13 protein-coding genes are annotated in these 12672 nt (G+C 69.9%); 11 read left to right on the forward strand and 2 right to left on the reverse strand.

Annotation, left to right across the window (positions count from 1 at the left end; translation table 11 throughout):
- Positions 1-40 precede the first annotated feature (40 nt).
- The gene (locus ACIBG8_RS13840) at positions 41-739 is read left to right on the forward strand and encodes a poly-gamma-glutamate hydrolase family protein (RefSeq protein ID WP_397343051.1); all 699 of its coding nucleotides are present in this window, start codon (positions 41-43) and stop codon (positions 737-739) included.
- On the opposite strand, the gene ACIBG8_RS13845 is transcribed toward ACIBG8_RS13840, so the two are convergent.
- Positions 717-1124 (reverse strand): nuclear transport factor 2 family protein, encoded by a 408-nt coding sequence (locus tag ACIBG8_RS13845; RefSeq protein ID WP_397343052.1) that lies wholly within the window; start codon positions 1122-1124, stop codon positions 717-719. The genes ACIBG8_RS13840 and ACIBG8_RS13845 overlap by 23 nt on opposite strands.
- Before the next feature lie 53 nt (positions 1125-1177).
- Between ACIBG8_RS13845 and ACIBG8_RS13850 the strand changes: the two genes are divergently transcribed.
- From ACIBG8_RS13850 to ACIBG8_RS13885, 8 genes are all read left to right on the forward strand, one after another.
- The gene (locus tag ACIBG8_RS13850; RefSeq protein WP_397343053.1) at positions 1178-1942 is read left to right on the forward strand and encodes an aminotransferase class IV; all 765 of its coding nucleotides are present in this window, start codon (positions 1178-1180) and stop codon (positions 1940-1942) included.
- A 10-nt stretch (positions 1943-1952) separates the two neighbouring features.
- Positions 1953-2909, forward strand: coding sequence for a zinc-dependent alcohol dehydrogenase family protein (locus ACIBG8_RS13855; RefSeq protein WP_397343054.1), 957 nt, complete (start codon positions 1953-1955; stop codon positions 2907-2909).
- Between the two features lie 129 nt (positions 2910-3038).
- On the forward strand, positions 3039-4853 hold the full coding sequence (locus ACIBG8_RS13860) for an ABC transporter substrate-binding protein (protein ID WP_397343055.1): 1815 nt from the start codon (positions 3039-3041) through the stop codon (positions 4851-4853).
- Positions 4854-4856: 3 nt separating this feature from the next.
- Positions 4857-5867: an ABC transporter permease gene (locus ACIBG8_RS13865; RefSeq protein ID WP_397343056.1), complete on the forward strand. Its 1011-nt coding sequence runs from the start codon at positions 4857-4859 to the stop codon at positions 5865-5867.
- Complete coding sequence (locus tag ACIBG8_RS13870; protein WP_397343057.1) at positions 5864-6763, forward strand: ABC transporter permease; 900 nt, start codon at positions 5864-5866, stop codon at positions 6761-6763. Before ACIBG8_RS13865 ends, ACIBG8_RS13870 begins: the two co-directional genes overlap by 4 nt.
- A 1-nt stretch (position 6764) precedes the next feature.
- On the forward strand, positions 6765-7751 hold the full coding sequence (locus tag ACIBG8_RS13875) for an ABC transporter ATP-binding protein (RefSeq protein ID WP_397343058.1): 987 nt from the start codon (positions 6765-6767) through the stop codon (positions 7749-7751).
- Entirely contained in the window at positions 7748-8758 is a 1011-nt protein-coding gene (locus ACIBG8_RS13880) for an ABC transporter ATP-binding protein (protein WP_397343059.1), read from the forward strand. The genes ACIBG8_RS13875 and ACIBG8_RS13880 overlap by 4 nt, the downstream gene beginning before the upstream one ends.
- The gene (locus ACIBG8_RS13885) at positions 8758-9588 is read left to right on the forward strand and encodes a GNAT family N-acetyltransferase (protein WP_397343060.1); all 831 of its coding nucleotides are present in this window, start codon (positions 8758-8760) and stop codon (positions 9586-9588) included. Before ACIBG8_RS13880 ends, ACIBG8_RS13885 begins: the two co-directional genes overlap by 1 nt.
- Here ACIBG8_RS13885 and ACIBG8_RS13890 read toward each other — a convergent pair.
- Complete coding sequence (locus ACIBG8_RS13890; protein ID WP_397343061.1) at positions 9567-10676, reverse strand: exo-beta-N-acetylmuramidase NamZ domain-containing protein; 1110 nt, start codon at positions 10674-10676, stop codon at positions 9567-9569. The genes ACIBG8_RS13885 and ACIBG8_RS13890 overlap by 22 nt on opposite strands.
- Positions 10677-10733: 57 nt before the next feature.
- Here ACIBG8_RS13890 and murQ point away from each other — a divergent pair, with 57 nt between their 5' ends.
- Both murQ and ACIBG8_RS13900 read left to right on the forward strand, forming a co-directional pair.
- Entirely contained in the window at positions 10734-11645 is a 912-nt protein-coding gene (gene murQ / locus ACIBG8_RS13895) for an N-acetylmuramic acid 6-phosphate etherase (RefSeq protein WP_397343062.1), read from the forward strand.
- A complete protein-coding gene (locus ACIBG8_RS13900) occupies positions 11638-12669 on the forward strand; it encodes a serine hydrolase domain-containing protein (RefSeq protein ID WP_397343063.1) in 1032 nt (343 codons plus the stop codon). The genes murQ and ACIBG8_RS13900 overlap by 8 nt, the downstream gene beginning before the upstream one ends.
- Positions 12670-12672: the final 3 nt, after the last annotated feature.

Raw genomic sequence — 12672 nt, forward strand, 5'->3', positions numbered from 1 at the left:
CCGATCAATCACTCCTCGGCAAGAGGGGATACTGGCTGCCATGATCCGACGCCCCCTTTCCGTCCTGATCGCCGCAGCGTCCCTGACCCTGCTCCTCCCGGCCGCCCCTGCGCGCGCGGCGGACACCTACGGCAACTACGCCGACCTGGCAGCCCACGAGGTGGAAGGCACCGACTACCTGCGCCTGCTGCGCTTCCCGCGCGGCGCCGAGGCTGCGCACATCGCCATCCACGGCGGCGCGATCGAGCCGCCGACGACGCAGCTCGCCGACGCGGCGGCCCGCGCGGGACACCACGCGTTCTACTCCTTCGCCGCGATCAAGTCGTCGGGCAACCGCGACCTGCACATCACGGCGGCCCACTTCGACGAGCCCAAGGCGCTCGCCCTGGTCGCCAGGACCGACTTCACGGTCTCCTGGCACGGCGCGGCGGGAGCCCGGCCCACGACGTACGTGGGCGGGCTGGACAAGGCGCTGATCCGGCGGGTCAGGGCCGAGCTGCGCCGGGCGGGCTTCACGGTCGCCAGGACCCTGCCGGACGGCCTGGAGGGCACCAGCCCGGCCAACATCGTCAACAGGAACCGCAGGGGCAAGGGCGTGCAGCTCGAGATCAGCCTGGGCCAGCGCAGGCTGTTCTTCCAGGACGGCCGCCTCGACCGCGCCTGGATCGAGGACCCCGGCCACCACACCAGGGCCTTCGCCGCCTACATCGCCGCGGTCAACCGCGCCCTGGGAGCATGAGCCGCCACGTCTGCTCCTCCACGAGCCGCCTGCTGCGCCACCCCTCCGGCGTACGCACCAGGGTGTGGTGATACCAGCCGCCGCCCTGGATCACGCCCTCGCTCACCAGCGCCCGCGAGGGCGACAGCGCGTCGGTGAAGGCGGCCTTCACCAGCGCCTCGCCGTCGGCGTGGGAGACCGTCATCGCGCCGATGAGATGCATGCGGCCCGGCCAGTGCGGCAGCACCTCGGCCAGCCACTTCTTGACCTCGGGGTAGGGGCCCACGATGCCCCCTGCCGAGGTGTAGTCGATGGTGGCGGTCGGGGTGAAGACGTCGTCGAGCGCGTCCCAGTCCCCGGAGTCGATGGCGTAGGCGTACCGGGCGAGCAAATCCGCGAAGTCCACGACCGACATTTAACCAAACGCTTGCTCCGGATGGGCGATCGTAAGCTGGTCCCGTGCTCCCCATCGACCGTGTGGTCATCGACGGAAGGCTCGCCGGCGCGAGCGACCTGAGCGCGGCCGTGACCGCCCGCTACGGCCACTTCACCGCCATGCAGGTCAGGGACCGGCGGGTGCGCGCCCTCGACCTGCACCTGGCCCGGCTCCGCGACGCCACCAGAGAGCTGTTCGGCATCGAGCTCGACACCGGCCTGGTGCTCGACTCCATCAGGACCGCGCTCGGCGACGACGTCCGCGACGCGAGCGTGCGGGTCTACGTCACCCAGGCCGACCCGGTGATGGTGCTGGCCGCCGTACGGCCGCCCACGGAGACCCCGGCCGGGCCGTACCGGCTCAGGTCGGTCGTCTACCAGCGCTTCCTTCCGCACGTCAAACACCTGGGCGGCTTCCCTCAGGCCTACCTGGGCCAGACGGCGAGCGCCGACGGGTTCGACGAGGTGCTGTTCACGCTGCCCGACGGGACGGTCTGCGAGGGTGCCGTCACCAACGTGGGCTGCTTCGACGGCGAGCGGGTGGTGTGGCCGGACGGGCCGCAGCTGGCCGGCACCGGGATGCTCCTGATGCGGCGGGCGCCGGGCGTGGAGCACGTGACGCGCACGGTGAACGTCGCCGACCTGCCCGGGTTCGCCGCGGTGTTCGTGGTCAACTCCTGGGGCGTCGTCCCTGTCTCCTCGGTGGACGGGGTGGAGCTGGCATGCGACAAGGACGCGATGGGCATGCTCATCAGGTCGCACGACGACACGGCCTGGGACCCTATCTAGGAGGCGATCCATGCGCGCGTGGGTGGTCGACGGCGGAGCCCTGCTGCCGGTCGAGCGGGACGTCCCCGTGCCGGGTCCCGGCGAGGTGCTGGTGAAGGTGGAGGCGTGCGCCGTCTGCCGCACCGACCTGCACCTCGTGGAAGGCGACCTGGTCCCGAAATTTCCGCGCATCTCGCCCGGCCACCAGGTCGTGGGGCGGACCGAGGGCGGGCAGCGCGTCGGGGTGGCGTGGCTGCGCGAGACGTGCCAGCGGTGCGGCTTCTGCGTGCGCGGCCTGGAGAACCTGTGCCCCGAGTCCACCTACACCGGCTGGGACGCGCACGGCGGTTTCGCCGAGTACGTGACCGCCAAGGCCGCCTACGTCTACCCCCTCCCCGAAGACGCTGATCCGGTACGGCTGGCGCCGCTGCTGTGCGCGGGCATCATCGGCTACCGCGCGCTGCTCAAGGCCGACCTCCCCAAGGGCGGCAGGCTGGGCGTCTACGGCTTCGGCGCCTCCGCCCACCTGGCGGCGCAACTGGCCATCGCCCAGGGCGCCACCGTCCACGTCGTGACCAGGTCGGAGCGAGCCAGGCGCCTGGCCCTGCACCTCGGCGCCGCCTCCGCCGGTGACACACCGCCGGAGCCGCTGGACTCGGCCATCGTCTTCGCCCCGGCCGGCGAGGTCGTGCCGAGGGCGCTGGAGGCGCTCGACAGGGGCGGCACGGTGGCGATCGCGGGCATCCACCTGACCGGCATACCCTCGATGGACTACCAGCGGCACCTGTTCCAGGAGCGCACGCTGCGCAGCGTCACGGCCAACACCAGGGCGGACGGCCGGGCCTACCTGGCGCAGGTCCTGGAGACGCCGCCGCAGGTGACGACCACCCCTTACGCGTTCGAGGACGCGGCGCGAGCCGTACGGGACCTCGCGGACGGCCGGGTCGGCGGCTCGGCCGTGCTGCTGATGGAGCCAAGCGCCACCTGAGGCACCCGTGAAGGAAAGTTACATTAACCTCACAACCACTGGAGATTATTGACGCACCTTCGACGTGACCATAGGGTCCGGGGAAAACCCCAGGTCTCAATAGGTCCCGACATCCCCTCGGAGCGGTACATGAAGCGAGTCGCAGCCGTTGTGGCGCTGCTTGGTCTCGCCGCCGTCACGGCGTGCAGTAGCAGCGGCAACACCCCCAAGTCCGCCACTGGTGGTGGCGGAGGCCTTTACACGACGATCGACGGCAACCACCCGGGCATCGACCCGGCGGGCCCGGCCAACCCGTTCGCCCCCAAGGGCAACAGCTTCACCGGCTACAACGCGATGAAGCTGGCCTGGACGAAGAACCACCTGACCGACCCGAACCAGTTCTACCCGGGCATCGCGGCCAGTTGGGAGATCGCTCCCGACAACTCCTCGATCACCATCAAGCTGCAGCCGAACAACAAGTGGTCGGACGGCAAGCCGGTCGTGGCCGATGACGTCAAGATGTCGATCGCCATCGCCTACTCGCAGGGCAACACCGCCTACTCCCTCCAGCCGGGTGCCGCGGGTGCGGCGGCTGACGTGCAGGTCGTGGACGACCACACGCTCAAGGTCACCCAGGACATGGCGAACCCGAGCGTCACGTTCGTGCGCGGCGTCATGGACATGCCCGTCGTGGCAGCCCATGTGTGGAGCGGTGTGATCCCCGCCAACATCTGGGACACCATCAAGGCGGCCCGCGGCACCGACGCCGCCGCCGAGAAGGCGCGCGCCGACATCACCGCGCTGGGCAAGCAGATCATCGCTTTCGCGCCGCCGAAGGACGTCTCGGCCGGTCCTTACGTGCTCGAGCGGGTCAACGCCTCCGAAGCGCTGCTGGTCAAGAACAAGAACTTCTACAACGCGGCCAACGTCGGCCCCGACCAGGTCAAGCTGCTCAACTACACCGGCAACGAGCAGATCTGGAACTTCCTGAAGGGCGGCAAGCTCGACAACGCCCCCTTCACCGCCGTCCCCGCGGACACGATGGCCCAGATCAAGGCCGCCCCCGGCAACGCGGTGGTCAAGGGCTTCTCCCCCGTCGCACTGGGTATGGCGTTCAACCAGTCCAAGGCCCCCTACGACAACGTGCACGTGCGCAAGGGCCTGGCCTACCTGATCGACCGCGACCAGACCACCAAGGTCGCCTCCCCCGAGGGCGGCACCCCCGCCATCACCACGACCGGTATCCACCAGAAGCCCGCTCAGGAGTGGCTGGGCGCAGAACTGAACAACCTCGAGCCGTACAAGCACGACGCGGCCAAGGCCGAGGAGGAGTTCAAGGCGGCGGGCCTGCAGAAGAAGGACGGCAAGTGGGCGCTGTCCGACGGCAAGGCGTGGAAGGTCACGCTGCACGTCCCGGCCCCGTTCTCCGACTGGCTGTCCGGCGCCGAGAACATCAAGAGCCAGCTCGCCGAGAGCGGCGTCGACGCCGAGGTCATCACCACCGCCGACTACCCCCTCTACCTGGAGGAGCTGGCGGCCGGTAAGTACGACATCGGCTTCTGGCTGATCGCGCTCGGCCCGGCCCCGTACAACATCTACTCGCGCCTCTACGGCGTCACCAACGGCTGGACGAACATCGCCGGCAAGACCACTCACGCCGCCCCCGGCAAGGCGGGCAACTGGATGGGCGGCCCCGAGACCATCGAGGTCGACGGCCAGAAGATCAACCCCGGTGAGCTCAACGCCAAGCTGAACTCGGCCGGCGTCGACGAGCAGAAGACGATCATGCTTCAGCTCGCCAAGGCCACCAACCAGAACCTGCCGATGATCCAGCTCTGGGACTACGTCAACACCCAGTTCGTCAACACCAACCGCTTCACCGGCTTCCCGGAGGCGGACAGCGACCTGCTCAGGCAGTCCTCCGGTGTCTGGATCCAGCTCGGCATGGTCAAGAAGAAGCAGTAACGCATGACGGCAATCGCACGGCGACTCGCGGGCCACCTGGCCCGCGGGCTCGTCATGATCCTCGTGGTCGCCACGGTGAGCTTCTTCGTCGTGAGAAGCATCCCTGGCGACCCGGTGGCCGCCATGGTGGAGAAGTACGTCCAGCAGGGCATGGACCCCGCCACGGCCGCGCACGCGGCTCAGGTGATGTACGGCTTCGCCCCCAAGGGCACGTTGTGGGAGCAGTACCTCCAGTACATGGGCGGGTTGCTGCACTTCGACCTGGGCGTCTCGGTCACCAACCCCGGCAAGCCGGTTACCGAAGTGCTGTTCGAGGCGTCGAAGTGGACCGTTCTACCGGTGCTCGTGGGGACGCTGCTGAGCTTCCTGGTCGGGATCATCCTCGGCGTCTTCGCCGCGATCAAGCGCAAGGGCAAGCTCGGTGACCTCCTGGCGATCACCGGCTCGCTGCTGCACGGAGTGCCGCAGTACGTGCTGGCGCTCTTCATGGTGATCATCTTCGCCACGGCCGTGTGGCCGATCCTGCCCGACCAGGGCGTCGCAGACATCCTGTTCGAGCCCGGCTGGAACCCCGAGTACATCGGCTCGGTGGTCGAGCACGCGATCCTGCCCGTCGTGACCTACGCGCTGTCGGCGTACGGCGGCTGGATCCTGGCGATGAAGTCAAGCGTGGTGACGGTGCTGGGCGACGACTTCATCCTCGCCGCCGAGCTGCGCGGGATGAAGCGGTCGGTTGTCTTCCGCTACATCGCGCGCAACGCGATCCTGCCGCTGTTCACCATCCTGGCGCTGTCGCTCGGCACGCTGCTGGGCGGCGCGGTGTTCATCGAGCGCATCTTCAACTATCCGGGCCTCGGGTACACCCTCATCGAGAGCGTCACCAACCGCGACTTCGCGCTGATGGGCGGGGCGTTCCTGCTGATCACGGTGTCGGTGATCATCGCGAACATCGTGGCCGACCTGTTCTACTCCGTCATCGACCCCCGGGTGCGCAGTGGATCGGAGGGCTCATGACGAGCGTGATTCTGGAGACCAGCAAGGCCGTCTCCCTGCGGCGCAACTTCTGGCAGGGCGTCTGGCGGGTGATGAAGCGCAAGCCGAGCCGCATGGTCGGCGTGCTCATCGTCATCGGCTTCGCCTTCATGGGCGCCTTCGGCCCGATGTTCTACCCGGAGCTGCTGCCCCGCGACACCGACGCCATCTCCAAGCCCCCGAGCTGGGCCCACTGGTTCGGCACCGACCCGCAGGGCCGCGACGTCATCGCGCTGGTCGTCACCGGTGCCCGCTACGTGCTGCTCGCCGCCCTGGTCACCGCGATCATCACGGTCGTGGTCGGCGCGTCCATCGGGCTGTTCGCCGGGTTCAAGCGCGGCCGCTGGGACACCGTGCTCATGCGCATCACCGACATGAAGCTCACCATCCCCGGCCTGCCGCTGCTGCTGGTGCTGTCCACGGTGTGGAAGTTCAGCAACCCCTTCCAGATCGGCCTCGTGCTCGGCCTGCTCGGCTGGGGCGGCGTGGCGCGCGCGGTGCGCTCGCAGACGCTGTCGTTGCGCGAGCGCGGCTTCATCGAGGCGGCGCGCGGCCTGGGCCTGTCGACCAGGCACATCGTGCTCAAGGAACTACTGCCCAGCATGGCCCCCTACATCGCGATGAACACCCTCATCGCGGTCACCGGCGCCGTCTACGCGCAGGTCGGCCTGTTCTTCCTCGGCGTGCTGCCCTACGAGTCGAACAACTGGGGCGTGATGCTCAACCTGGCCGTGTTCCAGGCCGGGGCCATGACCACCCCGTCCGTGCTGGGCTACCTGCTGGCGCCGCTGCTGGCGATCCTGCTGCTGACGCTCGGCATCGTGCTGATCGTCGACGCGATGGACGAGATCTTCAACCCCCGGCTGCGTGAGGAATAGCATGACCAAGGAAGCGCCGGGAGTGCGCATCGACGGCCTCACGGTCGTCTACAAGACACCGGCGGGCGAGCTGCCCGCCGTACGGGGTGTCAGCCTGGAGCTGAAGCCCGGCACCATCACCGGCATCGTCGGCGAGTCCGGTTCCGGCAAGTCCACGCTGGCGCTGTCCCTGCTCAACGCCGTGCAGTCGCCCGGCAGGATCAGCGCGGGCACCGTCGAGATCGACGGCCTGGGCGACGTGGCCGCACTCAGGAACGAGGAGCTGCGCAAGGCGCGCGGCGCGCACATCGGCTACGTCTTCCAGGCGGCGCAGAACTCCCTGAACCCGCTCAAGACCGTCGGCAAGCAGCTCCTCGACCTCGGCAGGAGCCACGGCGTAGAGGACCTTCCCGCCCTGGTCAAGGAGGCCCGCGCGCTCCTGGGCAGGATGGGCCTGGACGGCGCCCGCGTGCTCGACTCCCACCAGCACGAGCTGTCCGGCGGCATGCGCCAGCGCGTCGGCATCATGCTGGCGCTGGTGCTCAACGCGCACGTCGTCGTGCTCGACGAGCCCACCACCGCCCTCGACATGATCACCCAGGCGACGATCCTGCGGATCATCAGGGAGGTGCACGCCGAGCGCGGGCTGACCACGATGGTCATCACCCACGACATCGGCGTGGTCGCCGAGGTGGCCGACCGGCTGGCGGTGATGTACGGCGGGCGCCTGGTCGAGCAGGGGCCGACGACCGAGGTGCTCGCCAACCCGCGCCACCCCTACACGCGCGGGCTGATCAGGGCCATCCCCCGCCTGGTCGGCGACATCGACGAGGCCCAGGCGCTGCCCGGTCGCCCGCCGACGCTGGTGACCGTACCCAAGGAGGGGTGCGTGTTCAGGGAGCGCTGCCCCCTGCGCATGGACGTGTGCGACACCGTCGACCCCGAGACCATCGCGTACGGCGAGCGGCTCGTGGCCTGCCACGCCGTCAAAGTCAAGGAGCACGCGTGATCACGGGGACCGGCATCACCAAGACGTTCAAGCAGCGCGGCAACGTCCTGAAGGGCCGCGAGGTGCAGGCGCTGCGCGGCGTGGACTTCAGCATCGAGAAGGGCGGCGCCGCCTCCTTCATCGGCGAGTCAGGCTGCGGCAAGACGACGCTCGGCCGGATCATCGCCGGGCTGGAGACGTGGGACGGCGGTGAGATCACCATCGACGGCGTGCCGCTGTCGACGCTGAAGAACAAGGCGCGCCAGCCGTACTTCCGCAAGATCCAGATGATCCACCAGGACCCGTACTCGGCGCTGAACCCGACGCGGACCATCGCCCAGACCCTCCAGGCGCCGCTGGAGGTGCGCGCCAAGCAGACCGGGCGCTCCAAGGCGTGGATGTCGGAGCGCGCAGACGAGGTGCTGACCATGGTCGGCCTCGACCCGCGCAGCGTGCTCGGCCGCTACCCGCACCAGCTGTCCGGCGGCATGCGCCAGCGCGTGGTCATCGCCCGCGCGCTGACCGTCGACCCGGAGATGCTCGTCGCCGACGAGGCCACCTCCATGATCGACGTGTCGCTGCGGCTGGGCATCCTGGCGCTGCTGAAGGACCTGCGCGAGCGGCTGGGCGTGAGCGTGCTGTTCATCACGCACGACGTGGCCACCGCGCGCTACATCGGCGACGACGGCTCGCTCTACGTCATCTACCGGGGCCAGGTCATCGAGCACGGCCAGGTCGACACGATCATCGCCGACCCGGTGCACCCCTACACGCAGTCGCTGCTGTCGGCGATCCCGGTGCTGCACGGGCTGGAGCAGCCGGGCGAGCAGCCCGTCGTGCCCACCGAGGGCCTGGACGAGAGCCAGGCGGACGCGGGCTGCCTGTTCGCCCGGCGGTGCCCGTTCCACACCGGCAAGTGCACCTCCGAGCGGCCGCTGCTGCAGGTCACCGGCGACATGCCGCAGGAGCACGCCTGCTTCTACCCAGAACGGCGCAGCGTCGTCGCCCGGCCGCTGAGCGGGGTGTGATGACTTCGCTGGAGACCGCCGCACGCATCGCGGAGGCGGCGCTCACCTACGACGCCGCCGAAGCGGGCGCCATCGTGCGCAGGCTCGCCACGCCGCCGTCCGACCGCCGCTGGACCTCGGTGATCACCGAGCGCGGCGTGGTGATGGCGTCGGTGTCGACCCGCGACCCCTCGGTGGGGCACATCGATCTGCTCGCCGTACACCCCTATGCGCAGGGCAAGGGGCACGGGCGGGAGCTCCTCGACGCGGCCGAGACCTGGCTCAGGGACAACGGGGTCAGCCAGGCCCGGTTCATGGGCCACCCGCCCTGCTACGGCTGGCCGGGCATCGACGTGCGCTACACCGCCGCCGCCTGCCTGGCCGAGCGCGCCGGGTACGAGCGTTACAACGTCGCCTGGAACATGACGGCCGACCTGTCCACGGACCTGTCCGTCGAGGACGACCTGGTACGGCTGGCCGCCAAGGGCGTCACCGTGCACGCGGGCGGCCACGAGAAGGTGGCCGCGTTCGCCGAGCGCCAGTGGAACCGCTTCTGGGCCTGGGAGGCGGCCAACGCCTCCGGCCTGCACTACGCCGAGCGCGACGGCGAGATCCTGGGCTTCGCCGCCTGGGGCGCGCGTCCCACGTGGTTCGGCCCCATGGGCACCGCTCCCGGCGCGGAGGGGCTGGGCATCGGCCGGGTCCTGCTCAGGCTGTGCCTGGCCGAGCAGCGCGACGCCGGGCAGTCGCACGCGCAGATCGGCTGGGTGGGACCCCTGCGGTTCTACTCCCGCGCCGTCGGCGCGAGAGCGGAACGGGTCTTCTGGCTCTACCGGCGCGAGCTGGGGTAGAGCAGGTGTCCATCGGGGAGGGATGGTTCAGGGCACAGGTCGCGGGGGTCTCCCCCTGCCTCCAGCGCGCTCTTCAGCGTGCCGGAGCCCCACAGGTGCTCGAAGAACCGGTGGGGACCCCACCAGTCCAGGCCGTCAGGGTAGAGGGTGCGCGCCACGTGCAGCATCGACAGCCCGGTCAGCACCGGACGGAACGCCTCGGCGTCGTGGACGTGCAGCTGCACCCCGCGTACGGCGACGCCCTCGTGCTTGTGGAAGGTCGGGGTGAACCAGGTGTCGCGGAAACGCACCCCGTGAAGGCCCAGGTCGTTCAGCGCCGAGGCGAAGCGTTCGTCCACGTACGGCGCGCCGACCAGCTCGAACGGGCGGGTCGTGCCGCGGCCCTCGGAGAAGTTGGTGCCCTCGAACAACCCGGTGCCCGGGTAGACCAGGGCGGTGTCGGTGGTCGGCATGTTGACCGACGGCATCACCCACGGCAGCCCGGTGTCGGCGAAGCGCATCTCGCGCCGCCAGCCGTCCATGGGGATCACCTCGGCGTCCTGGCTGAACCGCAGGGCCAGCTCGCCCGCCGTGAGCCCGTGCCTGATCGGCAGCGGCCAGCCGCCCACTCCGCTGGCGTAGGCGGGGTCGAGCAGGGGGCCTTCGGTGACCGTACCGCCCAGGGGGTTGGGCCGGTCGAGCACCACGAAGCGGATCCCCAGGCGTATCGCGGCGTCCAGCATGTCCTTCATCGTCCAGATGTAGGTGTAGAAGCGGGTGCCGATGTCGGCGATGTCGAAGAGCAGCGTGTCGATGTCCGTCGCCGCCAGCACGTCGTCGGCGCTCTTCAGGTAGGTGTCGTGGACGGGCAGCCCGGTCGCCGGATCGGTGGTGTCCGCCTCGCCGCCCGCCGCCTGGGCGGTGCCGCGCAGACCGTGCTCGGGGCCGAACAGCGCCGTGACCGGCACACCTGCCTCGATCAGCGCCCGCGCGGTCGGCCGCAGGTCGGGCAAGACCCCGGTGGGGTTGGTGATGAGGCCGACCCGCTCGCCCCTGACCAGGGACGGGTCCGCGGCCAGCCGTTCAGCTCCAGTTCTTACAGATGACATGCGACCATTGTCTGAAGATAATTTGCAAAACTGAAGTCAAAGGTGGAAATTAGCGACATGATTGATCCACTTCCGGAGCTGTCCACGGAGCAGAGCGACCCGCGCTACAGCCAGATCGATCGCCTGCCGACCGAGCAGATCGCCCGATTGATGAACATGGCGGACGCCGCCGTGCCGGTCGCGGTCGCGGTGGTGATCCCGGACATCTCCGCCGCCATCGACGCGATCGCCTCGCGCATGGAGGCGGGCGGGCGCCTGCTGTACGTCGGCGCGGGCACCTCGGGCCGCCTGGCCGTGCTCGACGCGTCGGAGTGCCCGCCGACCTTCGGCACCGACCCCTCGCTCGTCGTCGGCATCATCGCGGGCGGCCAGCCCGCTTTGACCCGGTCGGTCGAGGGCGCGGAGGACGACGCCGAGGCGGGCGCCGACTCGATCGCGGAGCTGGAGGTGGGCGCGCTCGACTCCGTGGTCGGCGTGTCGGCCAGCGGGCGGGCGCCGTTCGTGCTCGGCGCGCTGGGCGAGGCGGGGCGGCGGGGGGCGCTGACGGTGGGGCTCTCGTGCAACTCGGGGACGCCGCTGTCGGCCGCAGCCGCGCACGCGATCGAGGTGGTCGTGGGGCCCGAGGTGGTGACCGGCTCGACGAGGCTCAAGGCGGGCACGGCCCAGAAGCTCGTGCTCAACATGATCTCCACGATCTCGATGATCCGGCTGGGGCGGACGTACGGTAACAAGATGATCGAGATGTCGGCGATGAACACCAAGCTGGCCTCGCGGGCGATCCACATGGTCAGCGAGATCACCGGCACCGACGACGCGACGGCGCGCAAGGCGCTGGAGGCGGCGGACGGGCAGGCGAAGGTGGCCGTGGTGATGATCGAGCACGGCCTGGACGCGATGGCGGCCCGCGCACTGCTGGAAACCCACGGCGAACGCCTGGGCGACGCCCTGGAGAAGGTCCCCGGTGCTTGAGGACATCCTGCTCGGCGCGGTTCCCGAGGTCGCTTCCGCCGCCGTCGCGATGATCGCCGTGGGCGGGACGACCGTGGCCTCTGCCGCCGTCGGCGAGCTCGTCCGCTACACCGGCACCGACTTCACCCTGGCATCGGAACGGCCGCCGGTGACAATAGATGCGATCTTCGACCTCGCCTCCATCAGCAAGCTCTTCACCACCAGCGTGATCATGTCGCTGGTCGAGGAGGGCAGGCTCGACCTCGACGCCCCCGTCGCCACGTGGCTGCCCGAGCACTACGGTCACCGTACCCAGATCACCCTGCGCCACCTGCTCACCCACAGGGCGGGCCTGCAGCCGACCCGCAGGATCGACCTGGAGCTGCCTTCCGCCGACGCGGCGACCCGCAGGGAAGCGGTTCTGTCGACCCCGATCACCACTCCCGTCGGCGGCCCGTACCTCTACACCGACGTCGGCATGGTCACCGTCGGCCGCCTCGCCGAGCTCGCCGGAGAAGCGCCGCTAGACGAGCTGGTCCGCGACCGCGTGAGCGCCAAGCTGGGCCTCGACGACACCGGCTACGGCCCCGTGGCGGCCGTCGAGCGCGTCGCCGCCACCGAGTGGAAGCCGGAACGGCACGGCGTCGTCCGCGGCGAGGTGCACGACGAGACCTCCTACGGCCTCGGCGGCGTCGCGGGGCACGCGGGCGTCTTCTCCACCGCCGCCGACCTCGTGCGCTTCGGCGAGGCGCTGCGACTCGGGCATCTCCCCCTGACCGGCGAGATGACCCGCGACCAGGGTGTCGAGGGCGCGGCGTTCCGGCACGGGCTCGGGGTGCGCATCGGCGATCCCGCCATCGTCGGCCCGCTGACCGGCGCGTTCGGGCACTCCGGCTTCACCGGCACCTCGCTCGTCGTCGACCCGGCGCACGAGCTCACCGTGGTGCTCCTGACCAACGCGGTGCACCCGATCCGGGGCCGCGACGGCATCAGGAACCTGCGACACGCCGTCGCCACCGAGGCGCTTCGCCTGGCTAAAACTTGATAT

Source organism: Nonomuraea sp. NPDC050556 (assembly GCF_044457355.1).
Classification (GTDB): domain Bacteria; phylum Actinomycetota; class Actinomycetes; order Streptosporangiales; family Streptosporangiaceae; genus Nonomuraea.

What these genes read in the sequence shown, in the direction of transcription:
- ACIBG8_RS13840 (WP_397343051.1), top strand. Translation starts at nt 41, where the DNA reads ATGATCCGACGCCCCCTTTCCGTCCTGATCGCCGCAGCGTCCCTGACC.
- ACIBG8_RS13855 (WP_397343054.1), top strand. Translation starts at nt 1,953, where the DNA reads ATGCGCGCGTGGGTGGTCGACGGCGGAGCCCTGCTGCCGGTCGAGCGG.
- ACIBG8_RS13860 (WP_397343055.1), top strand. Translation starts at nt 3,039, where the DNA reads ATGAAGCGAGTCGCAGCCGTTGTGGCGCTGCTTGGTCTCGCCGCCGTC.
- ACIBG8_RS13865 (WP_397343056.1), top strand. Translation starts at nt 4,857, where the DNA reads ATGACGGCAATCGCACGGCGACTCGCGGGCCACCTGGCCCGCGGGCTC.
- ACIBG8_RS13870 (WP_397343057.1), top strand. Translation starts at nt 5,864, where the DNA reads ATGACGAGCGTGATTCTGGAGACCAGCAAGGCCGTCTCCCTGCGGCGC.
- ACIBG8_RS13875 (WP_397343058.1), top strand. Translation starts at nt 6,765, where the DNA reads ATGACCAAGGAAGCGCCGGGAGTGCGCATCGACGGCCTCACGGTCGTC.
- ACIBG8_RS13885 (WP_397343060.1), top strand. Translation starts at nt 8,758, where the DNA reads ATGACTTCGCTGGAGACCGCCGCACGCATCGCGGAGGCGGCGCTCACC.
- ACIBG8_RS13890 (WP_397343061.1), bottom strand. Translation starts at nt 10,676, where the DNA reads ATGTCATCTGTAAGAACTGGAGCTGAACGGCTGGCCGCGGACCCGTCC.
- murQ (WP_397343062.1), top strand. Translation starts at nt 10,734, where the DNA reads ATGATTGATCCACTTCCGGAGCTGTCCACGGAGCAGAGCGACCCGCGC.